General features: G+C 60.3%; 17 protein-coding genes, 5 tRNA genes and 1 pseudogene. 9 read left to right on the forward strand and 14 right to left on the reverse strand.

What is annotated here, in order from left to right; translation table 11 throughout:
- Nucleotides 1-69: 69 nt before the first annotated feature.
- Nucleotides 70-2286, reverse strand: coding sequence for a DNA internalization-related competence protein ComEC/Rec2 (locus P0Y58_22775; GenBank protein WEK29691.1), 2217 nt, complete (start codon nucleotides 2284-2286; stop codon nucleotides 70-72).
- A 142-nt stretch (nucleotides 2287-2428) separates the two neighbouring features.
- On the opposite strand from P0Y58_22775, the gene P0Y58_22780 reads away from it, so the two are divergent.
- Nucleotides 2429-3055 carry a DUF2062 domain-containing protein gene (locus tag P0Y58_22780; protein ID WEK29692.1) on the forward strand — a complete coding sequence of 209 codons (627 nt, stop codon included), beginning with the start codon at nucleotides 2429-2431 and terminating at the stop codon, nucleotides 3053-3055.
- Here P0Y58_22780 and P0Y58_22785 read toward each other — a convergent pair.
- The 3 genes from P0Y58_22785 to P0Y58_22795 all read right to left on the reverse strand — a co-directional run bounded on the left by P0Y58_22785 (nucleotide 2939) and on the right by P0Y58_22795 (nucleotide 5414).
- Nucleotides 2939-3718, reverse strand: coding sequence for an ABC transporter permease (locus P0Y58_22785; GenBank protein ID WEK29693.1), 780 nt, complete (start codon nucleotides 3716-3718; stop codon nucleotides 2939-2941). The two genes, P0Y58_22780 and P0Y58_22785, sit on opposite strands and share 117 nt — an antisense overlap.
- Nucleotides 3715-4647, reverse strand: a complete 933-nt coding sequence (locus P0Y58_22790) for an ABC transporter ATP-binding protein (GenBank protein WEK29694.1) — start codon at nucleotides 4645-4647, stop codon at nucleotides 3715-3717. Before P0Y58_22790 ends, P0Y58_22785 begins: the two co-directional genes overlap by 4 nt.
- Before the next feature lie 143 nt (nucleotides 4648-4790).
- Nucleotides 4791-5414 carry a glutathione S-transferase gene (locus tag P0Y58_22795; GenBank protein ID WEK29695.1) on the reverse strand — a complete coding sequence of 208 codons (624 nt, stop codon included), beginning with the start codon at nucleotides 5412-5414 and terminating at the stop codon, nucleotides 4791-4793.
- 282 nt (nucleotides 5415-5696) lie between these two features.
- On the opposite strand from P0Y58_22795, the gene P0Y58_22800 reads away from it, so the two are divergent.
- Nucleotides 5697-8144: an acyl-CoA dehydrogenase gene (locus tag P0Y58_22800; protein WEK29696.1), complete on the forward strand. Its 2448-nt coding sequence runs from the start codon at nucleotides 5697-5699 to the stop codon at nucleotides 8142-8144.
- A 79-nt stretch (nucleotides 8145-8223) separates the two neighbouring features.
- Nucleotides 8224-8634 carry a PA2817 family protein gene (locus tag P0Y58_22805; protein WEK29697.1) on the forward strand — a complete coding sequence of 137 codons (411 nt, stop codon included), beginning with the start codon at nucleotides 8224-8226 and terminating at the stop codon, nucleotides 8632-8634.
- Between the two features lie 43 nt (nucleotides 8635-8677).
- Here the strand turns inward: P0Y58_22805 and P0Y58_22810 are convergent, their stop codons facing one another.
- Nucleotides 8678-10186: a hypothetical protein gene (locus P0Y58_22810; GenBank protein WEK29698.1), complete on the reverse strand. Its 1509-nt coding sequence runs from the start codon at nucleotides 10184-10186 to the stop codon at nucleotides 8678-8680.
- A 307-nt stretch (nucleotides 10187-10493) separates the two neighbouring features.
- On the opposite strand from P0Y58_22810, the gene P0Y58_22815 reads away from it, so the two are divergent.
- The 3 genes from P0Y58_22815 to P0Y58_22825 all read left to right on the forward strand — a co-directional run bounded on the left by P0Y58_22815 (nucleotide 10494) and on the right by P0Y58_22825 (nucleotide 12526).
- On the forward strand, nucleotides 10494-11054 hold the full coding sequence (locus tag P0Y58_22815; protein ID WEK29699.1) for a fimbrial protein: 561 nt from the start codon (nucleotides 10494-10496) through the stop codon (nucleotides 11052-11054).
- Between the two features lie 64 nt (nucleotides 11055-11118).
- Complete coding sequence (locus P0Y58_22820; GenBank protein WEK29700.1) at nucleotides 11119-11844, forward strand: molecular chaperone; 726 nt, start codon at nucleotides 11119-11121, stop codon at nucleotides 11842-11844.
- Nucleotides 11845-11977: 133 nt separating this feature from the next.
- Nucleotides 11978-12526, forward strand: coding sequence for a type 1 fimbrial protein (locus tag P0Y58_22825; GenBank protein ID WEK29701.1), 549 nt, complete (start codon nucleotides 11978-11980; stop codon nucleotides 12524-12526).
- Between the two features lie 161 nt (nucleotides 12527-12687).
- On the opposite strand, the gene P0Y58_22830 is transcribed toward P0Y58_22825, so the two are convergent.
- Nucleotides 12688-16596, reverse strand: coding sequence for a sugar-binding protein (locus P0Y58_22830; GenBank protein WEK29702.1), 3909 nt, complete (start codon nucleotides 16594-16596; stop codon nucleotides 12688-12690).
- A 60-nt stretch (nucleotides 16597-16656) separates the two neighbouring features.
- A complete protein-coding gene (locus P0Y58_22835) occupies nucleotides 16657-17829 on the reverse strand; it encodes a hypothetical protein (GenBank protein WEK29703.1) in 1173 nt (390 codons plus the stop codon).
- Between the two features lie 31 nt (nucleotides 17830-17860).
- Between P0Y58_22835 and P0Y58_22840 the strand changes: the two are divergent.
- A pseudogene (locus P0Y58_22840) lies at nucleotides 17861-19954 on the forward strand (fimbrial biogenesis outer membrane usher protein).
- Nucleotides 19955-19967: 13 nt separating this feature from the next.
- On the forward strand, nucleotides 19968-21053 hold the full coding sequence (locus P0Y58_22845) for a fimbrial protein (protein ID WEK29704.1): 1086 nt from the start codon (nucleotides 19968-19970) through the stop codon (nucleotides 21051-21053).
- Nucleotides 21054-21144: 91 nt separating this feature from the next.
- Here P0Y58_22845 and P0Y58_22850 read toward each other — a convergent pair.
- From P0Y58_22850 to P0Y58_22870, 5 genes are all read right to left on the reverse strand, one after another.
- Nucleotides 21145-21220 (reverse strand) — tRNA-Gly (locus P0Y58_22850).
- Nucleotides 21221-21306: 86 nt separating this feature from the next.
- A tRNA-Gly gene (locus P0Y58_22855) sits at nucleotides 21307-21382 on the reverse strand.
- A gap of 3 nt (nucleotides 21383-21385) precedes the next feature.
- Nucleotides 21386-21461: transfer RNA gene (locus P0Y58_22860), tRNA-Glu, on the reverse strand.
- A gap of 92 nt (nucleotides 21462-21553) precedes the next feature.
- A tRNA-Gly gene (locus P0Y58_22865) sits at nucleotides 21554-21629 on the reverse strand.
- Between the two features lie 4 nt (nucleotides 21630-21633).
- Nucleotides 21634-21709 (reverse strand) — tRNA-Glu (locus tag P0Y58_22870).
- Between the two features lie 266 nt (nucleotides 21710-21975).
- Here P0Y58_22870 and P0Y58_22875 point away from each other — a divergent pair.
- A complete protein-coding gene (locus P0Y58_22875; protein ID WEK29705.1) occupies nucleotides 21976-22743 on the forward strand; it encodes a hypothetical protein in 768 nt (255 codons plus the stop codon).
- A 137-nt stretch (nucleotides 22744-22880) separates the two neighbouring features.
- Here the strand turns inward: P0Y58_22875 and P0Y58_22880 are convergent, their stop codons facing one another.
- Together P0Y58_22880 and P0Y58_22885 are read right to left on the reverse strand one after the other, a co-directional pair.
- A complete protein-coding gene (locus P0Y58_22880; protein WEK29706.1) occupies nucleotides 22881-23363 on the reverse strand; it encodes a GAF domain-containing protein in 483 nt (160 codons plus the stop codon).
- A complete protein-coding gene (locus tag P0Y58_22885; GenBank protein ID WEK29707.1) occupies nucleotides 23364-24251 on the reverse strand; it encodes an ATP-binding protein in 888 nt (295 codons plus the stop codon).
- Nucleotides 24252-24319: the final 68 nt, after the last annotated feature.

The raw sequence follows: 24319 nt of genomic DNA on the forward strand, positions 1-24319 counted from the left end.
CAGGTACTGCACCGACCTCAGGTTCAGTGCAATACCTGTGGGAGCGGGCGAGCCCGCGAAAGGGCCAGGTCAGCCACCCACAACATCACGCCAGAACCGCCGCTGTCCGCGCACACTTTCAATCTCTCCCTGCCCGCCCAGCATCAACCGCAGTGCGCCCTCCACAGCCGTGTCATGCATCTTCACCCCATGCCGACGATAGCGCTCGACCACCTGCGCATGCGGGTGCCCGAAGCTATTGTTGCGCCCACGCGAGATCAGCACCCCGCGCGGCGCCGTGGCGCGAATGAACGCCTCGGTGGACGAACTGCGGCTGCCATGGTGCGGTGACTGCAGCCAGTCGACGCGAGGGGAATCGTTTGCCGCCAGCCAGGCCCGTTCGGCCCCGGCTTCAATATCACCCGCCAACAGCAACCGCTCACCCTGCGCCTCGACCAGCAGCACACAGGAGCGGTCATTGCTGCTCCGACCACCCGCCCAGCGCCACAGCGAAAAACGCACGCCATCCCATTCCCATTGCTCGCCGCTGGCACAATGTTGCAGCTCGACATCGTCCAGTGCTTCGCCACCGATCACCCGACCGATTGGCAAACCACGCTGTATGGCCGCAGCACCGCCGGCATGATCAGCATGGGCATGACTGACCAGCAGCAGATCCAGGCTAGCCACGCCCAGTTTACGCAAGGTCGGCAGCACCACCCGCTCACCAAGGTCGCTTTCGCCCCTGGCCGGCCCGGCGTCGTACAGCAGGTTGTGATGCCGTGTGCGCAACAGCACCGCCAAGCCTTGGCCGACATCCAGCTGCCAGACCTCGACCTGCCCGAACGGCACCGTCTCCCGGGGGACCCAAAGGGCCAGCAGCATCACCCCACCCAATCCTCGCAGCGGCACGCCACGGGGCAGCAGCACCAGCAATGCGCCCAGGCAGACCAGCAACCATGCCCATAATGGCAAGGCCGCCGGCACCCACGCCGGCCGTTGCTGAGCCACCAGCGCCAGCCCGCGGAACAGCACATCCAACAACCCGCCTGCCAGCCACAACAACAGCTCCCCTGCCCCACCCAGCGGCAGCAGCAAGGTACCCAGCAGTGCCAACGGCAACACTGCCAGGCTGATCCACGGCACCGCCACCAGGTTGGCCAGCGGCGCAGTCAGGCTCACAGGCAAACCCACGGCCAGCAGCACCGGCAGCAAACCGATGGCAATCACCCATTGCGCGCGCGTCCAGGCTTGCCAGGGCCGCCACCCACCCAAGCGGGCACTGAAACAATAGATAAGCGTGGCCACGGCGCCAAACGATAGCCAGAAGCCGGGGAGCAATGCCGCTAGCGGCTCGACCAGCAACACGGTAACCAGCGCCAACAGCAACGGTAGAAAAGCCCCAAGATGACGAAAACGCAGGCGCCACAGCAGCACCACCGCCAGCATCAGGCAGGCGCGCTGCACCGGCACACCCGCACCAGCCAGCCAGCCATAGGCCAGCGCCGCCGCCATGGCCAGGCCACACGCCCAAGGCAGCCACGGCAACCGGGCGGGCCACAGCCCCCAACGCGCCAGCCCGGCTACCAGGCCATACAGCAAACCGGCCACCAGGCCGATGTGTTGCCCGGAAATCACCAGCAGGTGCACCGTGCCGGTGGCCTGTAACACCTGCCAGTCCTCCCGAGCCAGGCCCGCGCCGTCGCCAAGCACGAGCGCTACCAACGCCGCCTGCCGGCCATTGGCCTCGACCGCCAGCAGGCGCTGGCGCAGCGTGTCGCGCCAACCACCGTCTACAGGTGCCAGCAACTGCCCACTCTTGACCGTACCGGTAGCGCCGATGCGACGCGCCAGCAACTGCGCCTCTCTGTCTGGCCCATACGGGTTGAGCAGCCCGCCCGGCCGCTGCAAGGTCACGGCCAGCCGCCACTGCTCACCGGCCCGCAGCGGCGGCCCGTCGAACCAGCTCAGTTGCAGGCGTTGTGGCAACTCGGCGCGGCGCGAGTGCGCTGCCTCCAACTCGAAGCGCACACCTTGTGCAGTTCGGGCCGGCAAGCCGACCACCCGCCCCTCCAGCCACAACGTGCGGCCATCAAGTGCGGGAGCAAGGCGATCATCCAGCGCCCCTTGTGCAGACCAGCACGCCCAGCACAAACCCAGCAGAAGAATGCCCAGCGGCCACACTCGGGTAAACAGGCTGCCGACGGCGCAGCCCGCCAGCAGTAGCAGCCATCCGACCGATGGCAATGTGGGGAGAAAACCCAGGCACAACAGCCCAAGTGCGAGCGCAAACATCCCTGTGCGCATGAGGTAGAGCTCCAGAAGCAAAAACACCTTCTGAGGCATAGCCCAATTACCGGCAAACCTTGCTCAATAATTGTCACAAACTCTAAACGAGGCTGAACGGGAATCAGGGCATACTGCCCGGATCAACGCTCCGGGAGCCTACATGCCGCGCCGACTTTTCAAACGCTACATGCCGGACCCGACCAGCATTCGGGAACACAAGTCCTTACGCTTTTTCGGCAAGTTGCTGCACGACCCGAACCTCTGGCATCTGAACCGCCATTCGGTGGCACGGGCCATGGGCGTGGGCCTGTTCGCGGCACTGATCCCCATCCCCATGCAGATGCTGCTGGCGGCGGCGCTGGCGATTCCGGTACGTGGCAACCTGCCGATTGCCGTGAGCCTGGTGTGGCTGACCAACCCGCTGACCATGCCGCCGGTGTTCTTCGTCACCTACATGACCGGGGCGTGGCTGATGCAGGTTCCACCGCGCACCCTGCCTGACGAATTGACCTTCGAATGGATCACCGACCAGCTGGCGACAGTCTGGCAGCCGTTCTTGCTAGGCTCGGTGGTATGCGGGGTGGTGTTGGGCGTGGCCGCCTACTTCACCACCCTGCTGTACTGGCGCTGGTGGATCGGCCGGCAGTGGCGCCGGCGCAAGCTCCGTTGCTTATGCACGCATGCCGCGGCCGCTGACCAGCAGCCGGACGCACAGCGTGTAGAGCACCGCAGTGGCGACCAGCATGAAGGTAATCGCCGTGCCAATGCTGATATCCGACACCCCTAGGATGCCGTAGCGGAACGAGTTGACCATGTGCAGCACCGGGTTGGCCAGCGACACGGTCTGCCAGAATGGCGGCAGCAGGTTGATCGAGTAGAACACCCCGCCCAGGTAGGTCAGCGGTGTCAGCACGAAGGTCGGGATGATCGAAATGTCATCGAAGTTGCGCGCAAATACCGCGTTGACGAAGCCCAGCAGCGAGAAGATGGTAGCCGTCAGCAGCACCACGACCACGGTCACGCCCAGGTGATGCACCTGCAGGTCTGTGAAGAACATCGACAGGATGGTCACGATCACCCCCACCGCCAAACCGCGCAGCACGCCACCCAGCACATAACCGACAAGGATGGTGTGCGGCGAGACCGGCGACACCATCAGCTCTTCGATGGAACGCTGGAATTTGCTGCCGAAGAAGCTCGACACCACGTTGCCGTACGAGTTGGTGATCACCGACATCATGATCAGCCCCGGCACGATGTACTGCATGTAGGTGAAGCCACCCATGTCGCCGATCTGCCGGCCGATCAGGTTACCGAAGATGACGAAGTACAACACCATGGTGATCGCCGGCGGCAGCAGGGTCTGCGGCCAGATGCGCAGAAAGCGCCGTACTTCGCGGTAGACGATGGTATTCAGGGCGACCCAGTTGGTGCGCAGTTCCACACTCATACGGCCACCTTCGACAGGTTTTTTTCCACCAGGGACACGAACAGCTCCTCGAGTCGGTTGGTCTTGTTGCGCAGGCTCTGCACCTCAATGTTCTGCAGCGCCAGCTGGCCGAACAGCGCGGTAATACCGATGTCCTTTTCCACTTGCACCTCAAGGGTGTGCGGGGTGAGCAACCGGCACGGATAGCCTTGCAGCACCGGCGCGCTGGCCAGGTCCTGCTTGATGTCGAGCACGAAGGTTTCTACATGCAGTTTGCCCAGCAGCTGACGCATGCTGGTGTTCTCGACAATGGTGCCGTGGTCGATGATGCCGATGTTACGGCACAGCTGCTCAGCCTCTTCCAGGTAGTGGGTGGTGAGGATGATGGTGATGCCCTTCTGGTTCAGCTCGGTGAGGAAACTCCACATCGAGCGGCGCAGCTCGATGTCCACACCGGCGGTGGGTTCGTCGAGGATCAGCAGGCGTGGTTCGTGAATCAGGGCGCGGGCAATCATCAGGCGACGCTTCATGCCACCGGACAGCGACCGCGACGGCACGTCGCGCTTGTCCCACAACCCCAGTTGGGTCAGGTACTGCTCGGCGCGCTCCTTGGCCAGCTTGGGCGGGATACCGTAGTAGCCAGCCTGGGTCACGACAATGTCGAAGGTTTTCTCGAACTGGTTGAAGTTGAACTCCTGCGGCACCACGCCCAGGCAGCGCTTGAGCGCCGAAGGCTCGCGGTCCAGGTCATGGCCAAACACGTTGACCGTGCCGCTGGTCTTGTTTACCAGGGTAGAGAGGATACCGATGGTGGTGGACTTGCCGGCGCCATTGGGGCCGAGCAAGGCGAAGAAGTCGCCTTCGGCAACGTCCAGATCGATCCCTTTGAGGGCCTGGAAGCCATTGCCGTAGGTTTTGGTCAGCTGTCGAATGGACAGGGCAGAACTCATAGCGGGTCACGTACCGAGTGAAAAGGTCAGGACACGCCAGGGCAGATCACTGGCGCAGTGAGTGCGGCCATGGTGCAAGGCTGGGCCGCACAAGTACAGTCATGTGTATTGATAATGACTATCGAAGTAGCCGTGGTGTTCGATCAGGTCAGCGCAGTCATCACCGCAGCCTGGTAGGCCGGGCGCTGTTTCAGTCGCTCGTACCAGGCTTCCAGGTGGTACATGGCCGGGCGCTCGATGGGCATTTCGAACCAGGCATAGACGAAGCTACCCAGTGGGATGTCGCCCATGCCGATCTGGTCACCGGAAAGGTAAGGCTGTTTGGCCAGGATTTCGTCGGCAATGGCCAGCAACTGGGCGCATTGCTTGTGCGCGGCATTGATTGCCACCCAATCGCGCTGGTCTTCCGGGGTGCGCAGCAGGCCCCAGAACAGCGGGCGGAACGGTGCGGCGAACGACGACGTGGTCCAGTCCATCCACTTGTCGGCCAGTGCGCGCTGGCGCGGGTCTTCCAGATACCAGCCCTGCTCTGTGCCGTATTCGGCGCACAGGTAGCGGACGATGGTGTTGGATTCCCACAGGGTCAGGTCTCCGTCTTCAAGCATCGGTACCAAGCCATTGGGGTTGCGGGCGCGGTAGTGCGGCTCGTTGACCACGCCGAAGGCGCCACCGGCGTCGATCGATTCGAAGTCCAGGCCCAGCTCGTGGGCGACCCACAGCGCCTTGCGCACATTGCTCGAATTCTTGCGGCCCCAGATCTTCAGCATGGCAACGTCCTTATGAATGCGGAGGTTGCACAGTCTACTCCAGAGTTTTATCGCCTGTACTGGCCTCTTCGCGGGCGCGCCCGCTCCCACAGGATCACCACATTTCCAGAATCTGTGGTGATCCTGTGGGAGCGGGCGCGCCCGCGAAGAGGCCGGCACAGGAAAACAATGCACTGAAACTCCCACCGCCACACCCTGTCACTGTTCTGACCCTGCCGTTCACAGCGTTGCGTCTAAGCTATCCGGGACGGCTCAAGCCCTTGGTTCCAAGGAGGACCGATTATGTTGCTGTTGTGGTTGATAGTGCTGGTGATCGGCGCGGCTTACCTCACGCACCGGCGCCTGGCGCCCTTGCAGATTCTCGGCATCATGGCGGCCTACGTACTGCTGATGAGCATTTTCAGCAGCGCCCCCGGCTGGCTGCTGGCACTGATCTGGGTCGTGCTGGCGCTGAAAACCGCCCTGGTTGCGCTGCCGGACTGGCGCCGCAAGGTGTTCTCCGCCCCAGTCTTCGACTGGTTCCAGCGTACCTTGCCGCCCATGTCGCAGACCGAGCGGGAGGCCATCGACGCTGGCACCGTGTGGTGGGACGGCGAACTGTTCAGCGGCCGCCCTGACTGGCGCGTGCTGCTCGATTACCCGGCACCGAAACTGACCGAAGAAGAACAGGCGTTCATCGACGGCCCCACCGAAGCGCTCTGCGCGATGGTCAGCGACTGGCAGATCGGCCAGGACCTCGACCTGCCGCCCGAAGCCTGGGCGCATATCAAGTCGAACGGTTTTTTTGCCCTGATCATCCCCAAGGACTATGGCGGTAAAGGTTTCTCCGCCTATGCCCACTCCCAGGTGGCGATGAAACTGGCCACCCGCAGCGGCGACCTGGCGTCTACCGTGATGGTGCCGAACTCCCTCGGCCCGGCAGAATTACTGCTGCATTACGGCACCGACGAACAACGCAACCACTACCTGCCACGCCTCGCCCGTGGCGAGGAAATCCCCTGCTTCGCCCTCACCGGCCCGCTGGCCGGATCTGACGCGGGTGCCATGCCTGACACCGGCATCATTTGCAAAGGCCAATGGAATGGCGAAGAAGTCATCGGCCTGCGCCTGAACTGGGAAAAGCGCTACATCACCCTCGGCCCGGTCGCCACCCTGCTGGGCCTGGCGTTCAAGGCATACGACCCTGACCACCTGCTGGGTGAAGAGGAAGAGCTGGGCATCAGCCTGGCATTGATCCCCACAGACACGCCCGGCGTGGACATCGGCAAGCGCCATCTGCCGCTGGGCGCTGCCTTCATGAACGGCCCCAACAGTGGCAAGGACGTATTCGTCCCCCTGGACTTCCTGATAGGCGGCCAGGCCATGCTCGGCAAAGGCTGGATGATGCTGATGAACTGCCTGTCGGTGGGCCGCTCGATCTCCCTGCCCGCCGTAGGGACAGGGGCCGCCAAATACACCAGCCTGGTCACCGGCCAGTACGCCAACATCCGCGAACAATTCAACGTGCCGCTGGCAGCCTTCGAAGGCATCCAGGAATCGCTGGCACGCATCGGCGGCAATGCCTGGCTGATGGACAGCGCCCGCCTCTTGACCGCCAAGGCCGTGGACCTGGGCGAGAAACCCTCGGTACTGTCGGCGATTCTCAAGTACCACCTTACCGAGCGTGGCCGCGAATGCATCCAGCATGCCATGGACGTGCACGGTGGCAAGGGCATCATCATGGGCCCGAACAACTACCTGGGCCGTAACTGGCAAGGGGCGCCGATCTTCATCACCGTCGAAGGCGCCAACATCCTCTCGCGCAACCTGATGATCTTCGGCCAAGGTGCCATCCGCTGCCACCCATTCGTGCTCAAGGAAATGGCCTTGGCTGGCCGTGAAGACCGCGACCAGGCGCTGAAGGAATTCGACGACCTGCTGATGAAGCACATCATGTTCGCTGCCGGTAACGCGGCAAGTACACTGGTGTTCAACCTTGGGCTGGGCCGACTGGAGAATGTGCCGGGTGATGCCTTGAGCCAAGGCTACTTCCGCGCCCTCAACCGCCAGGCCTCTGCCTTTGCTCTGCTGGCCGACCTGTCGATGATGCTACTGGGCGGCGCGCTCAAACGTCGCGAACGCCTGAGCGCGCGGCTGGGCGACGTCCTGAGCTACCTGTACCTGTCCAGCGCCGCACTCAAGCGCTACCACGACCTCGGCTCACCGAAGCACATGCAGCCTCTGCTGCGCTGGGCCATGGAAGAAAGCCTGGGCCAGGCGGAAAAAGCCCTCGACCGGCTGCTGGACAATTTCCCCAACCGCTTTGTCGGCTGCGCCCTGCGCGTGCTGGTGTTCCCCTTCGGCCGTCGTCATACCGGGCCCAGTGATGAACTGGACGCCGAGGTAGCGGCGCTGATCGGGCGTAACAAAGGCGATCCGGCGCTGGAGGAGTTGCTTGCCGGTTGCTTCAGGCCACAAACCGAGGGCGATCCAGTGGCGGCACTGCAACGCGCCTGTGACCTGCTGGAGGAGGCAGCCCCCTTGCACAAGGCGCTGCATCAGGCGATCAAAGGCGGCAAGGTACAGCCGACACCTGGGCAGTCGGCAATTGATGCAGCCGTGCAGAGCGGTGTGCTTCAGCCAGATGAAGGTCTAAAGCTGCACGAGGCCGAAAAAGCCCGCAGAACCGTGATTGATGTGGACGCCTTCAACAAAGCGCAATTGCTGCCCGAGCACGGCAAAGTACGCTGAATCAAGGGGGCCGTTTTGCGGCCCCCTCCCTACCGACGTATACTCCGCGCCCGTTTCATCCACCTCGAGGACCATCCCCATGGCCACCCCCCACCTGCAATACCACCTGCAACTGCTGAACCACCTGCGCACCATCCTGGTGGCCCTGGGTGACGCCGAGCAGGTACCGGAGGAAAGCCACGCCCTGTTCCTGGAGCGCTTCGACGAACTGTTGACCCTGCTGCCGCAGGACCCGCTGGAAAGCCAGTACCTGGGACAGGACCTGTTGTGCCAGGTGATCCAGCGCTACCCGCAGATTGCTCATCTGGTGCCACGTGACCTGTTGTGGTTCTTTGGCGGCGACTGCTTGCACTATATGCCCGATGAAGAGCTCGACCTCTATCAGCAACTGGAAGAACGCCGCTACGATGCCGAAAAACAGGGCGAATCTTTCGACTGGAACCAAGAAAAACAGCAACTCGGTGAGGCACATCAACGCAACAGAAACTGACCCCGCACCGGCTTCGGGCAATGCAAGTGAAAGGCCAGCGTGCTCAGTCCTCGAGCAGGCTTAGCAGGCCTACGGTATCAAACATCGGCATGGGAACGATGATCACCCCATATCGCCATTCGGTTTGGTCTCGTTCATCCTCCGCCATCAAGACTGTGACTGGGCTAGGGCTGGATGAAGCAGGGGTGAAAATGCCCTCAGCGGAAATCGCCCCATTACCGGCCAGTCTATGCCACTTCACGCTTGCAGCCGGCACCTGGGTCTCACCGTTCCTGGTAAACCAGCACAAGCTAAGCTGTAATCCCGTGGTGTGCCTGGCAAATCTGATGAAGTGCGTTGGCGGTACGAAGGTTGTGACGAATACCGATGAAGCGGAGCCTGATGCTCCAGTAGCCTCTACGATATCTGTTGCCACAGGCAGCCCGTCGACAGCGGACCTGTAGGCGGGTGAAATCAGCATGTCGGCAGAATCATTGAACTTGGCTGACGGTTGCGGCGACAGGGGCGGCACGTAGAAATACCTGTTGTTTTCTTTCTCAAGCTGACCTCGCTCGTCGCCTTTCAAGGCCCATGTCGGATTCGGCAAAGGCGTGCCCGTGAACTCGACAAGCTCTTTACTACCCCCAGCTGCAAGAATTCGCGCAACGGGTGTTAGCTGATAAGCAGCGGATACAGCACTTTCCTGCGTGGCGCCAACCAAGGCCCTACTGCGCTGTCCGTACTGGATCAGCCAGCTGCCTGCGCTCTTCTTTTCCTGCGTCACTGTTAGCGAGCCAGGCGGGACGAGCAGGTCCGAAAGCCATTGCAAGTCCGCAGGTGCTTTGCCGTCGGCCGAGTCGGAGAAGAACTCGGACGCAGGAATTGCAGAGAGGACCTCATTAGTCTGCGGCGTGTAGGTGCAGCCCTGAAGAGATGCCACGGATGACTGAGCGCTCATCGAAAGTTGCGTCTTGATAATAAACACTATCGGCCAGCCTTCAACCTCTTGAACGACCACATTGATGTAAATTTGCTGCGGAAGCTCCGTCTGTGGTGGAGGGACCCGGGTGATTGCCACTTTCTTCAGCTGGTCGTAGTGCGCGACAAATTTATCAGGAACTACTGCAGGCGTTCTTGAAGATGCTGGACTATAGAACGCATAAGAGGCCCCACCCGTCCATTGCATGCTGAGTTCACCATCGGCAGTCGCATCGTATTTTAGCCAGCTCGCATCAGTATCTACACTCACTCTCAACCTGTCGCCAAACGGGGATGGCGCACCAACTGCGACAACTTGTTTCGCCCCGCTTCCACCCAGCCGCCGCAAGCGTATGACAGCCTCATCCCCTTGGGACAAGTATATCTCGGTATACCTGACTCCTGTGCGAACAAGCTCCGCTTTTCCGAAACGCGTAACATGGCTTTCCCAATAATTTTCCATGATCGGCGTGGTCACAACCACGAACTCCAACGAGCCGCGAAGCGCTCCCCAAAGTGCATTTAACGGCGAGAGGGTACTCCAAGCACTTGCGACCATTGATGTATTGCTTTCAGAAACGCCTTCAGTATTCATACTGTCTTCCTGCATACCGGCAATCTACGGAGCAGCCAAACCGCCGCGGAAACATTAACCCGTTGTACCGCAGGATTGGCTGTGAGTAGCCGATGAAAGCAGGCATATCACCAACTCGCAACTGACAGAACTGACAGTTGACCAAAGCCTGCGAACACCGCCAGCATCAAGCGAAATCAGGCAAGATTAAGACTTTTCCTACATACCTGCCTGACTACCAGCTCTAATCTGCTGGCGCTGCCACCCCTTCAGTTAATCGGCAGCATTGATCAGGCAAATACTTTGCCTGTAAATATCTGGAGATGTCATGAAAAAAAATCTTATCGCCCTAGGTCTCGCACTGGGTCTCGCCAGCGCCAATACATTAGCCGCAACCGTCGGCACAGGCGCGATCCATTTCTATGGCAGAATTGACTCGGGCACCTGCCCGATCGAGATCATCGACCCGGTCACCGGCAACCCGGAGAGCGGCAATCGGGTACTCATGGGTAATGTCGACGCTTCGCTGTTCAACGCTAGCGGCGATGAAGCCGCATCACGCGCCTTTGGCATGCGCATCACCCCAGGTAATGGTTGCACCGTCAACCCTGGCGACGCAGCCAGCGTGAGCTTCAGTGGCGCCTTTGGTGGTGCTGGCAACGGCGGCACCCTGTTTGCCCTGGAAGCTGGCGGCGCACAGAACCTGGCCCTGGTCCTCAAGGATGACACGGGCACCCCGATCGCCCATGGCGCCACCTCGAAGGCCTATCCGCTGGATGCCGCCAACCCGACCACCATGCTCTTCAGCGTTGCCTATAAGTCGACAGACAGGGTCGTAACCGCCGGCGCAGCCAATACCAGCATGCAGTTCGTCGTCGATGTTCCTTGAGCGACGCTCTTCGGGCGCACACCCTGCGCCCGAACGCTTGCCTTCCTTCTATAGGTAATGCCAGATGAAAAATCACCTGCGCCGCCTTGCCTTGGGTGCCTGCCTGGCAGCCACCGTGTCATCCGTACAGGCCGCGTTGACCGTCAGCACCACGCGCATCGTGTTCGACAGCGACAAGCGCAGCACCTCCGTGGTTATCGCCAACCCGAGCCCGCGTCACTACGCGGTGCAAACCTGGATCAACACCAGCAAGGACGATACCGATACAGCGGTGCCGCTGGCCACCTCACCCGGGCTGTTCCGGCTGGACCCGGGCAAACAACAGATGGTGCAGATCAGCCGCTTGCCAAACACGCTGCCCAAAGACCGGGAAACGTTATTTTACCTGAATTTGCAGGAAATACCGGAGGCGAACCCCGAGCAAGCGAACGTGCTCAACATTGCGTTGCGCACCCGCCTCAAGCTCTTCTACCGCCCTAGTGAACTCAAGGGGGGCCCTGCCGACAGGGCTGGCGAGCTGCAGTGGTCTGTGCGCCAAAATGCAGGGCGGGTGCAATTGGTGGTGGATAACCCGACACCCTATTACTACACATTTGGCCGCCTGGAAGTCACTGCTGCCGGCAGGACCGAAGCTCTCCAGGCCAAGGCCATGGCAACGCCGTTCGCACAGCAGGCCTACGACCTGAAACAGCTCAGGTCGGCCAACGGGCTGCAGCTGACCTATACCACCATCAATGATTACGGCGTGGCCACCCCCGTGGTGCAAACGCCACTGTCACTTCGCCCTTGAATACGGTCCGCGGTGCTGGTTGCACAGTCAACACCTGATCGGGCCGCATAGGGCCCGATTCGCGTTGTTGCCACCAGCATTCGGCATGAGTGACATCGGCGTCCTGCATGACTGAACGATCATGGAGCAGCTTATGAGAAACATTCTTCTTGCACTGGGACTGGGCATGACCAGCGCCAGCACATTTGCCGCGACGGTCGCCACCGGCTCGGTTCACTTCGTTGGCAACGTCAATTCTGGCACCTGCGCGATCGAGATCTTCGACCCGTCAACCGGTCAGGTCGTCAGTCGAATACTCATGGGCAACGTGAATGCTGCCCAGTTCAAGCAACCCGATGACGAGGCGGCCAATCGGGCTTTCGGTTTGCGCCTCACCCCAGGTGCCGGCTGCATACTCATACCCGGTGCCAGCGCCACCGTAACCTTCACCGGCAAATACGGCGGCGCAGGTGCCGCAGGTACGCTGTACGCCCTGGCGCCCGGTGGCAGTACGGGCCTGGCATTGATAATCAAGGATGACCTGGGCACCCCGATAAGTCCCACCGTGCCGTCCCGGTCTTACCCGCTGCATGAGACCCAGCCCACCGATATGCTGTTCTCTGCCGCGTACAAGGCCACGTCTGCCAGTGTTACCGCTGGCTACGCCAATACCGATATCGGCTTCAATGTGGATATTCCATAAACGCTGCTGCATTGACGCTTCAGGGAATGCTCCGTTTCGCAAGATTCGGAGCATTTTTTCATTAGCGCCGATTAGGGCGGAAAACAAAAAGGGCCGCTGGGCGGCCCTGGCTAGCAGTTCTAGAGGAGGGCGCAAGCGCCCTCTTAATGCCCGTAAACGTTTCAACTGTCCTGACTGGCCAGGCGGTCCAATGAGTCATAGCCGTATCCTGCGACCGTACCGTCCAGCAGTTCGACGCTCTGCAGTCGCCCCAATGGGTCGTAGTCGAGCGTCCTGCCCTGCTCGTCGGTAGTCATGTTGCCGTCCGGGTCATACCTGAGCGTTACCGGTAGCGGATAGTCTGCATGGGTGTTTTCTATACCAGTCAACTGCGCAGGGTCAGCTTCGTTTTCGAACAGGTAGGTGGCCTCGTTATTGTCCGGCTTGCCCCCAGCGCCGTCGAACGCAGTGTACACCCAGGTAATATTGTCGATGCTGTCAAACAGGAACTGCTGCTCGCGAATGGTTTTACCACAGGGGTCCTGCGGTGCTTGAGGCCCTTTGCAGGTGTAACCTTCAAGCCGACCGCGCAGGTCGTAGCTGTACTTCTCCTCACGCAACTCCTCACCGTTCTCAGTCAGAATGCGCAGCGTGAGCTGGTCCAGCGCACTGTATTCCTGAGAGAGTTCCTGGACACTGTCCGGGAAGGTGAAGCGGCGCAGTTTCTCCCTGCCGAGGTCATCATACTCAAGCTCGGTAAGAAGCCAGCGCTCGCACGACGCCTCATCCTCTCCCTCGATGCCATCGCAGGTCTTGTAGAATCCGAGATTTCCAAGATCGTCATAACCGAACGTGGTCGATAACCCGCCCAACCAGGTTTTCTCCAGGCGTCCCGCCGTATCGTACTTATAATGTTGCGTCTGCCCGAGCACGTCTTCATAGGTCAGTGCACGGCCCTGCAAGCTGGCACCGTAGGTCATGTTCCAGGATTCGCTGCCGACCGTTCGGGTCTCCAGCTTGAGCTCGCCTGTGCTGAAGTAATCACGGGTCAGTTCCTGGCCCGGCTCACCACAATAGGTAAGGCGCGCGTTCTTGTGGTCGTACCTGTACTCTTCGACCGCAGCCTTTTGGGTCTGCCCTGGCAGGGGCAGCACGCGGCGAAGCTCAGGTTGATCGGTCAGCTGCAACGTGTAGTCGTACTCAATCTCCCTGTTGGCTGGCGTGCGCACCTTCCACGATTTGTTCTGGCCGGCCTTGTAGAACATCACACGTTTGCGGCCGCCTGTGATGGACGCGGTCATGCGGTCCAACCCATCGAACGCTTGCTCGCCCAGAACCACGCCATTCACCGCTATCTTCACCGGCAGGTCTGCGCTGCTATGTGGTGCATAGTCACGATGCACAACGCTTTTTTTATCAGCCAGTGTGTGATCCACCAGGCGATCGAAAGCATCGTAGGCGTTTCTGGTCTCGGCGTTACGTGCATCGATTTCCTGAACAGTGCGACCAAGGCCATCAAAGAAGTACTGATGTTTACTCAGCACCTTATCATCGCGATCAAAACGCTGCACAACGTCCGGTTGCTCGAACAAGTTCAGGTAAGTCACTGTCTTGCCTTGAGTGAGCTTGCCATCCACAGACTCGCTCCAGCTCGTCTGAATGGGCAAGTTGCTCGACTCAGACGTACCGATCGGGTCGGTCTGCTCGTAATGCGCCACGCCGTCCGGGCCGATCTCACAGCAGCGTTGGCCCCAATTGTCGTAGCGGTACTGGGTTATCAGCGGCATTTGCTGGTCGGCCAACCAGTCATAATCGGTTTGTTCCAACAACTGGCCGAGCTCATCGTAGCTCGCCTCATAGCGCAGCCGGAATGACCTGCGCGTGCCGCTATCTCCGGCGTCGGCATCATGGCGCAGCTCGCTCACCACACGACTCAGGCCATCGACCAAAGCAGTGGTACTGACGCCCTTGACATCGGTGGAGGTCTGCGACGCCTGCTGGCCCTCACTGCCTACCAGGTAGTACTCGTAGAATCGTGAGGCCGTATAGTCAGGCTGGTTGGGCGACACTGTCTCACTGGTCGTACGGTTCAGCGAATCATAGGTATAGGCAATCTCGACATCGTTGTCGTCACGGTTGAGCAGAGGCTCGCCAATCGTGATCGAATGCTTGAGCGTAACGACCTTGACCGTATTCCGGGGCAAGCCAGTGTCATCATCGCTGAGGCCATTGTCATAGCCAGTGATCGTTTGCGTGGTCACCAACGCAGGTTCCTGGACAGCCTGCTCCTGCTTGCCGACCTTCACCGTCCTGACCACAACCTCTTTCTCGCCGCCCTCCACTTCCCTGTCAACCACCGCTTTTACATCGACCATCTCTTTCTCGTAACTGAAGCTTTGCGTGGTCACGTAACCGTTCATGTCCAAGGTCTGCTTCAGCGGGCGACCATGGCGCAGCAAGTCAGCTACGTCATCCACGGGCTCGATGAGGGTGACCTGCAGAGGCGGCTGCTCGAGATCGTCGATCACCTCGCACAGTGAAATCTGCGCTTGCACCAACCAGGTCTCAGCCTCGCCGCCCACTGTCGCGAGCGACCGATAGCGGTAGCCAGTCCTTAACTCAGGGGCTGGTGCATTACCCTGCGGTGCCGGGATCACGGTACTGTACTTGAGCGAGCGCTCGAACAGCTCCGGGTCGGGTGGGCAGCCCACCTCACCTTCGGCTGCGTAGTATTCATTGACGACGCGCTGCCCGTTTGGCTGGATTTCTTCGATGAGGTTACCCAGGGTGTTGTATACGGTAGTGGTCTCTTCGCTACGGGATTTTCCCGGCTCATCAAGCAGTTCCCATTTCCGGGTAGAAACCTTGGGCAACTGGAAATTATCCGGTTGGTCATCCCACGGTGCGGCTACGTCGCCATGGTACTCGGTGAACGCGCTCTGAACGTGCCCGGCCTGCCGAGTAATTTCAGCCTCCATCAAGTGAAAACGGTTGTACACCTGCTCCACAGTGCGCAACTCAACCTCTTCACCTTTTTGGTCAAGGCCCCAGATGTGCGTGGTCGAAGCGTACTTGTAGCTGGATAGGGCCCTGAACAGATTGTCTTCGCCGTCATTGCTCCAAGTGATGCCACTGTTGTAACCGACAAAATTGTGGGCCAAGGACTGCTTGGTCTCTGGGTCCACATAAAGATAGGTATAGGTAGTCTTGACGGGCTTTTGCCCGGCACCTGGATACAGCGTGTGGGTAGTGACCCGCGGTATGGCCACACGCTCGCCGTTGACAGGTAATACATGGCCATCGTCTTCATAAGCGATGGTTTCCATCGCCCCGGATGGCGAATACAGTTTCGTCACGCAGGTCAGGCCCTTTATCGAGGCGTAGGTAATGCGCCAGTTGGCAAGCTCTGCGGTCGACAGGGTGACCTTGTGCAGTTCACGGTTGGACAGTTCCAGCGTATAACGAGCACGAGCCGGCCGGCCTGGGTCAGCATCGGGGTGCACGTCAATGTTCACTCCACCCGTTGCGTAGGTCAGTGCCAGCAGCTTGCAATGCACGTCATCACTGTCACGGTAGCTGATGCTCTCCAGATTGCCTGTGCTTGGGCCGTAGCCAAGCGAAACTTTATGGCCGGATGGCGAATAGACCTCGGTCACCAGGTAAACCGGATAACTGCCGGTTTGCCTGGTCAGCACTTCTACCAAACCAGACTTGTGCACAACGCGGTAACGATCACTGCCCTGCACGGTGTCATCATGAAAGTGGAACGTATCGAGCTTCTTTTCTCGAATTTCCGGCTGCGCACCGCTACCGGTCACCTTGAACACTTCCCCAGTGTGCAATGTCAGCATGTGGGTACCGGGCAGATACTGGGTAAGGGACAAGCTCCAGCCCTTGCCAAAGCCGGAATCTTCATCATTCATGGGATTGAAGCGCAGGCGCAACGGTAGTTGTGGGCCGGCCAGATCATTGCCGACCAAGGCCGGCAACGCGATGCCCAGCGTATATTGCCCGGTGCGGGGATCCACACTATTCTGGATAAAACTCTGAAAATTGAATGCATTGGAGTGCAGTATATTTTGGCTAGCCATGGCGGCCTCCAGGTTTGAATAAATTTATTAAAAGCCCTCCGTAAGGGAGGGCTGATATCATCAGGGGGTAAGGATCAGGCAATCACGTGCTTGCGCTTCTACATCTTCGTCCTCGGGTACGCCAAAATCGAAATGCAACGTATGCTGATGACCCTGCTGATCAATTAGCTCGATTATGATGGGCACTCTGAGGTGGCTGTAGTAGGGCTCACCGGTCGCGCGATCATTCCAGTACTGGATGGCGTCAGTACGACGCAAGCTGATCATCAGTTCGCCATCCTTCGCGCCTAGCGTCTGATTGAGTTCAGGCAACACGTGGCTGCGCTGCTTGGCTATTCGATAACGCAGCCCATCCATGAACAGTCTCTGATGTTCGGACTCCGATGCCTTAAGCGGAATGAATTGCAGGCCGGTATAACTGCAATAGTGATCCTCCACCTGTTCCGACGCCCAGCGTAGCAGGCTCTTGTTTGCACCTGGCGGTAGGTAGGCACTGATAAACTTGCGCACAACCCCACCCGCCACAACATGTTTCAGGCGCCAGTAGTCCATCGTATTATCGACATAGATAAAGTCATCGCCGGCGATAGGTGACTTGTCACTTTCACCCTCGAGTCGTACACGCTCAAACCCGTACTGCTCCCTGGTAAAGTTCAGCGCCGGCCTGGCCGTCACTTTGACCTTGCCGGTGGGCTTTTCTTTTGAATACACCCACTGATGGCTATCGCCATTCTGAATACCCGCATAGATTTCCAGCGTAGTTGCTTCTCGAGAGTGGATGAAGAAGCGAACTCGCCTTTCATTATCGCCCAGCACCGGCAGCGATGCCGCCACCGCAGTATCACCTGTGGCCGGGGGATCGACATCGTTTGCGGAGCGGCTGACAGCCCAGCGCAGCCCGGACTCTTTGCTGATACCCTGCTCGTCCGTCTGCAGGAATGGGAGCGTATTGTCCGAGCCCATCACCATCAGCTGCAACGTGGCCAGTTCTACATCCGAAACCGGAACGCCATTCCCACCGACATCTTGTGGTTCCACCCGCACTTCAACTTCAATCTGCTGCCAGCCATTGGCATAACAGGTGTCATGGCCGATTACCACCAACTCGAACGTGGCCAGTTCGGTCCAGCCTTGCTTGTGCGCCACGGCGACACCGTGGCTCGGGACGAACTCCACCATGGCATAGCCAGTGCGTTCGTCACCGTCATCGGCGATGATCACGCAGACGGGCACTGTCGACTCCTCGTTCGGACTATAGGTACCTGTACCCGATGCTGCATACGAGCTGGACGCCGGCAAGCTGCAACTGGCGCTGTCCATTCCGCAAATCGCCCTGCGCCGTGACGTCGCCGGCAGTGTCGCCCCCGAGCGCTGGGACGCCGGCATCACCGCCGCCTTCGTCAACTACCAAGCCTCGGCGCAACACTACAGCGGCAATGCTGGCCCTACCCGCAGCAGCCAGGACCTGTACCTGAACAGCGGGCTGAACATTGCCGGCTGGCGCCTGCGCAGCAGCCAGAGCTGGCGCGACGACGGCCAGCAGGAACGCAGCTGGACCCACATCAACACCTATGCCCAGCATGACCTGCCAGGCAAATGGGGCACGGCAACCGTCGGCGAAACCTTCACCAACGGTGATGTGTTTCGCAGCGTGCCGTTCAAGGGCGTGCAACTGGCCACCGACATGGACATGCTGCCCGATGTGATGCAGAACTATGCCCCGGTGATCCGTGGCGTGGCGCAAACACGGGCCAAGCTGGAGGTGCTGCAAAATGGCTACCCGATCTACTCCACCTATGTGGCGCCCGGCCCTTATGAGATCAACGACCTGGGTGTGGGCGGCAGCAGCGGCGACCTGGAGGTGGTCCTGACCGAAGCCGATGGCCAGGTGCGCCGGTTCATCCAGCCATACTCCACGCTGAGCAACCTGCTGCGTGAAGGGGTTTGGCGCTACAACATCGCCGCAGGCCGCTACGACGGCGCGGATGACCTGGACGACCCTGCCCTGTGGCAAGCCACGCTAGCGCGCGGCGGCGCCTGGAGCACCACCCTTTACGGCGGTTTACTGGGCAGCGAGTACTACAATGCCGCCACCCTGGGTGCCGCCAGGGATTTCGGCGAGCTGGGCGCAGTGTCGCTCGACGCCACCCAGGCACGTACAGACCTTGGCGAACAGGGCCAGGTTCAAGGGCAAAGTTACTCCATGCGTTACGGCAAATCATTCCAGACCGGCACCAGCCTGCGTTTTGCCGGCTACCGCTACTCCACCGAAGGCTATCGCGAATTCGAGGAGGCCGTTCAGCAGCGCAACAACTCCAGCAGTTATCGGGGCAATCGCCGCAGCCGTCTGGAGAGCTCGATCTACCAGAACTTCGGCAGCAACTCGCTGAGCCTGACCTTTTCCCAGGATGATTACTGGAATACCAGCCTGCAGCGGCGCCAGTACCAGTTTCAGTTCAATACGCAATATCGCCGGGTCAGCTTCAACCTGTATGCCTCACAGTCGCTGGACAACGACGGGCGCAACGACCGTATCGTCGGCCTGGGCGTCACCATTCCGCTGGATCTGGGCTCATCCGCCAGTGCCAGCTTCGATGTCCAGGAAAGCAATGGCCGGTTCAGTGAACGCGCCAGCCTCAGTGGTGGCTCCAAAGACAACCGCCTGAGCTACCTGGCCTCGCTGGCCCGCGATGAAGAAAAGCAGACCTCGGCAGCCATTTCGGCAGGCTACCAGACGCCAAAGGTCAACCTGGGTGGCGGCTATACCGAGGGCAGCAATTACCGCAACGTGTCTATAAACGCCAGCGGGGCGGTGCTGGCCCACGCTGGCGGCATCGTACTCGGGTCTTACCTGAGCGACACCAATGCCCTGGTACATGTGCCCGACGTTGCCGGCGTTGGCGTGGACAACGCGCCTGGCGCCAAGACCGATGGCAGCGGATACCTGCTGGCCCCCCACATGCGCCCCTACCGGATTAACCAGGTTGCGCTGCAAACAGACGAGCTGGGACCGGAAACAGAGCTGGAAAACGGTGCAACTCAGGTAGTGCCGCGCCGCGGCGCAGTGGTAATGGCCGCCTTCAAGGCACGCCAGGTCAGCCGCTTGGTCCTGACGTTGCAACACGCAGACGGCAGCCCTTTACCCTTCGGTACCCGCGTCAGCTCTCAGCAAGGCGAACATCTGGCGATAGTGGGACAGGCCGGCCAGGCACTGGTCGCTACCGACACACACCCGCAGACCCTGGTGGCAAGCTGGGGTGAGCAAGCCCGGCAACAGTGCCAGTTGCCGATCAACCCTTCGACCATGCAGGAAGACCAGGGCTATCGCATGCAAACCCTGCGCTGCACAACACCCTGACAGGAAGCACGTAATGCCTAGCAAACTATCCTTGAACCTGAGCATCGCTGCGATCCTGGGCATGTTGTCGATGGCCGGCGCTGTACAGGCAGCTGACGAGTGTAAATGGGAATCGACCCCTGGGCCGATGCAGTTCAACCACAACCTCGGCGCCGCTGCATGGGTGGCCAGGGATGCCCCCATCGGTAGCAAGATTGCCTCTTGGGGCTTACAGATCATGACCGGGACCGATGGGGCCCGGTTGGTCTGCGACAGCGACGGCCTCAGGACACTGACTGCCAACGTGACTACGCCATTGGCCCTGGCCCGTGGTCCATTTCCGCCCGTAGATGGTCGCAATGTCGACGGGAAGGTACTGCAGACCAGCATCCCCGGGGTGGGCCTGTATGTGGAATTTTCCAGTTTCCTGAACGGCACAGCCAACAACCACTTCAAAGCACTTGATGGCGTCGGCGCCCTACCCTTTGTGGCCGAACAAAACGAGCGAATGGCCCCCAATAACCTGACCTCGAACATCCAGCGCCTCGGCTACATAGCGCTGATCAAGACCGATAAAATTCCCGCGGGACCACAGCTGTTCAGCCAGGAAGTAGCCAGGGCAAACATCAGCGATGTGGGCGACGCCCTTCGGCTGACCCTGAGCGGCCAGGTGATGCAGGCACAGTGCACGCTCAAGGCCGATGCGGTCAGCGCCAACCCTGTGCAGCTTGGCCAGCACGATATCGCCGAGTTCACGGGACAAGGCAGCACAACCAACCCTGTCGATTTCTTCATCACCCTCAGCGATTGCGAGGACGACCCGGCGGGCAGTGTTGCCCGTGCGTTCATGCGCCTGGATGCCGCGGACGGTTCGGCGCCGATCGACCGTGACCTTGGCCTGTTCAGCCTGACGACCACCGAATCATCTGCCAGTGGTATCGGCATCCAGGTATTGCGCAGCGACAATACCCCGGTGAAGCTGGAGGAGTTCATCGACATGGCTGCCGTTACCCCCGGCACCATGCGGTTTGACCTACGCGCCCGCTATTACCAGACCGCACCTGCGGTGACTCCAGGTGAGGCCAAGGGTGCGTTGAACTTCACCATCGAATACCGCTGAACACAGCCCGGGTGAAAGCCCGGGCTTTTAACGCCGCACTACGACAAAAACGCAAAAAGGAACCCGAGGGTTCCTTTTTGCGTTACATGTTTGGAGCGGGAAACGAGACTCGAACTCGCGACCCCGACCTTGGCAAGGTCGTGCTCTACCAACTGAGCTATTCCCGCAATTTTAAGCTTTACCGCTAATCGGCGTGAAGCGCCTTGAAGACCCTCACCACCACTGCACCGTGCGAACGCCACAGTATTTAAACTGGAGCGGGAAACGAGACTCGAACTCGCGACCCCGACCTTGGCAAGGTCGTGCTCTACCAACTGAGCTATTCCCGCAAATGGCGTCCCCTAGGGGACTCGAACCCCTGTTACCGCCGTGAAAGGGCGGTGTCCTAGGCCACTAGACGAAGGGGACACACAACACTTTTCAGTGCACCAGCACCTGAACCTCACGATCCAGACTGGATTTCTATTTCCTGCCCCGCCGTTAAGCGCTGCCGGAGAATTTGGAGCGGGAAACGAGACTCGAACTCGCGACCCCGACCTTGGCAAGGTCGTGCTCTACCAACTGAGCTATTCCCGCAATATGGCGTCCCCTAGGGGACTCGAACCCCTGTTACCGCCGTGAAAGGGCGGTGTCCTAGGCCACTAGACGAAGGGGACACGCTGCTGGCATTACTGCCTGCTTTCACTCCCTGCCGCGTTTCGCTGTGTGCTTTACGCTGCAAGTGGCGCGCATTCTATGGATGCTTCGAACATGCGTCAACCCCTTTATAGAAATTTATTTAAATCAATGACTTCCGGGTCGCTTGGGGTGCAGATGCGGGCCGGGGTGCCGATATGGAAAGAAGCAATCCTGTGCCGCTGTTCGTCCCCAGGCGAACTCACTACACTCATGGGTGTAATTCTTCTTCAATGAGGCATTAACGGTGACACCACTTCTGATCACCCTGCTTATCGTGGCGGGCATCGCGTTGCTGATCGTTATCGGCTACCTCAACAATGTGGTCGAGAACGGCAAGATCGAACGCGTCCGGACGAGGATCGAGCTGGCCGACCGCCTGCGCCGCTGTGGCGAAATCACCGAGACCTTCCCCGGCCAGTTCATGACCCCGGCCCTCAAGCTGTTGCTGACCCGCCTGGAGCTGAACCTTAATCAACGCCAGTTGGCGGTGGACAAGCACAATGCCGAACTCAAGGCACGCATCGCCGAGCTGGAGGGGCTGATTGCCCTGGGCGACAAGCTACCGGTGAACAATCCGCCCAACCCGATCCATACCGAGGTCAAGGCCAAGGACGTGCGCTTCTTGCTGGAAGCCATGCACAACCAGGTCACCCGCGCAGCCCAGGAAGGCTTCCTGCCTGCTGCCGAGGCCAAGCACTGGGTCAAGGAAATCCGCCACATCCTGGTGTTGCTGCATATCGAGTTCTTCAACAACCTCGGCCAGCAGGCCCTGCAGAAGAACCAGCCGGGCCAGGCACGCCTGGCGTTCGAGCGGGGCGTGCAGTACCTGCGCAAGCAGCCGGAGCCTAAAGTGTATGAAGAGCAGCTGACGTATCTGGAGAAGCTGCTGGCCCGGGCCAACGCCCAGGTGCTGGACCAGATGGAGCCAGCGGAAGATGAGCACAACGAATTGACCGACGGGCTCAAGACCGATGAGGAAGAGACCTGGAAGAAGAAGGTGATGTACGACTGATCCGGAATTTGTTGTGGATTTGATGGCCCTATCGCCGGCAAGCCAGCTCCCACAGGTTCTCCACAGACCTGAAATCCTGTGCAATATCTGTGGGAGCTGGCTTGCCGGCGATAGGGCCAGTGAAGGCAATACAACAATCAGCAGTCAGTCAGCTCCAGAAAGACCGCCGCCAACCGCTCCAGCCCCACCTGGTCCGCCTCGCTGAACCGCCCGACCTTCGGGCTATCCAGGTCCAGCACACCAATCAGCCTGCCCTCCTTCACCAGCGGGATCACCAGCTCGCTGTTGGACGCACTGTCACAGGCAATGTGCCCCGGGAACGCATGCACGTCCTCCACCCGCTGGGTCTGCCGCGTTGCCGCCGCTGCCCCGCACACGCCCTTGCCGAACGGAATGCGCACGCACGCCACCTGGCCCTGGAACGGGCCCAGCACCAGCTGTTCGTTGCGGTTGAGGTAGAACCCCGCCCAGTTCAGGTCCTCCACCTGGCTATACAGAAACGCCGAAAACTGCGCGGCATTGGCGATGAAGTCACGCTCGTCGGCAAACAGCGCCTGCACTTGCGCTGCCAGCAGGTTGTAGCCGTCGAGTCCGGCGCCACTGGCATTAAGGTCGATCATTTACTTTTGCTCCAGCAATTGCAGCCCGACCCAGTAGCGGGCGAACTGATAGGCACAACGGCCATTACGGTTGCCGCGGCCGGTGGCCCAGCGCACGGCGAGGATGTCGAGTTCTTCTGTACGCTGCCAGGCCAGGCCCGCAGGGCGTGCCAGCTGGCCGATCCAGTGCTCGACAACATTCAGGAAGTGGTCCTGGGTGAACGGGTAGAACGACAGCCAAAGGCCGAAGCGGTCAGACAAGGCGATCTTGTCTTCTACCGCTTCGCTAGGGTGCAGCTCGCCGTCCACGCGTTTCCAGTTCTCGTTGTCGCTCTCTTTCTCCGGCACCAGGTGGCGACGGTTGGAGGTGGCGTACAGCAGCACGTTGTCCGGCGCCTGCTCCAGCGAACCGTCCAGCACGCTCTTGAGCACCCGGTAGTCGCCCTCCCCGGCTTCGAACGACAGGTCGTCGCAGAACAGGATGAAGCGTTGCGGCAGCTTCTGCAGCTGCTCGACCACGCGCGGCAAGTCGGCCAGGTGGTCGCGCTCAATTTCGATCAGGCGCAGGCCGGCACTGGCATGCTCCGCCAGCAAGGCACGCACCAGCGACGACTTGCCAGTGCCGCGTGAGCCCCACAGCAGGGCGTGGTTGGCCGGCAGGCCGTTGATGAACTGGTGGGTATTGCGGCCCAGCTGGTCACGCTGCTGGTCGACACCGATCAGGTCGCTGAGGCGGATGTCCAGGCTGACTTCCAGCGGCAGCAAGTAACCGCTGCGGCCATCGCGCTGCCAGCGGGCGGCCAAGGTGGTGCCCCAGTCGATGTCTGGGCGTACCGCCGGCAACAGAGGGTCCAGGCGCGCCAGTACCGATTCGGCACGGTCGAGAAAAGCAATCAAGCGAGCGTCCATGACGACTCCTACAAATTTCAGTTTTTTGGGGCCGCTGCGCGCCCCTTCGCGGGCGCGCCCGCTCCCAC

This window comes from Candidatus Pseudomonas phytovorans (assembly GCA_029202525.1).
GTDB lineage: Bacteria > Pseudomonadota > Gammaproteobacteria > Pseudomonadales > Pseudomonadaceae > Aquipseudomonas > Aquipseudomonas phytovorans.

Bases quoted from the DNA above. Each gene is read 5' to 3' on its own strand.
- P0Y58_22810 (WEK29698.1), bottom strand. From the start codon at position 10,186: ATGAATACTGAAGGCGTTTCTGAAAGCAATACATCAATGGTCGCAAGT.
- P0Y58_22800 (WEK29696.1), top strand. From the start codon at position 5,697: ATGTTGCTGTTGTGGTTGATAGTGCTGGTGATCGGCGCGGCTTACCTC.
- P0Y58_22820 (WEK29700.1), top strand. From the start codon at position 11,119: ATGAAAAATCACCTGCGCCGCCTTGCCTTGGGTGCCTGCCTGGCAGCC.
- P0Y58_22885 (WEK29707.1), bottom strand. From the start codon at position 24,251: ATGGACGCTCGCTTGATTGCTTTTCTCGACCGTGCCGAATCGGTACTG.
- P0Y58_22815 (WEK29699.1), top strand. From the start codon at position 10,494: ATGAAAAAAAATCTTATCGCCCTAGGTCTCGCACTGGGTCTCGCCAGC.
- P0Y58_22785 (WEK29693.1), bottom strand. From the start codon at position 3,718: ATGAGTGTGGAACTGCGCACCAACTGGGTCGCCCTGAATACCATCGTC.
- P0Y58_22805 (WEK29697.1), top strand. From the start codon at position 8,224: ATGGCCACCCCCCACCTGCAATACCACCTGCAACTGCTGAACCACCTG.
- P0Y58_22830 (WEK29702.1), bottom strand. From the start codon at position 16,596: ATGGCTAGCCAAAATATACTGCACTCCAATGCATTCAATTTTCAGAGT.
- P0Y58_22775 (WEK29691.1), bottom strand. From the start codon at position 2,286: ATGCGCACAGGGATGTTTGCGCTCGCACTTGGGCTGTTGTGCCTGGGT.
- P0Y58_22790 (WEK29694.1), bottom strand. From the start codon at position 4,647: ATGAGTTCTGCCCTGTCCATTCGACAGCTGACCAAAACCTACGGCAAT.
- P0Y58_22880 (WEK29706.1), bottom strand. From the start codon at position 23,363: ATGATCGACCTTAATGCCAGTGGCGCCGGACTCGACGGCTACAACCTG.
- P0Y58_22780 (WEK29692.1), top strand. From the start codon at position 2,429: ATGCCGCGCCGACTTTTCAAACGCTACATGCCGGACCCGACCAGCATT.
- P0Y58_22825 (WEK29701.1), top strand. From the start codon at position 11,978: ATGAGAAACATTCTTCTTGCACTGGGACTGGGCATGACCAGCGCCAGC.
- P0Y58_22845 (WEK29704.1), top strand. From the start codon at position 19,968: ATGCCTAGCAAACTATCCTTGAACCTGAGCATCGCTGCGATCCTGGGC.
- P0Y58_22795 (WEK29695.1), bottom strand. From the start codon at position 5,414: ATGCTGAAGATCTGGGGCCGCAAGAATTCGAGCAATGTGCGCAAGGCG.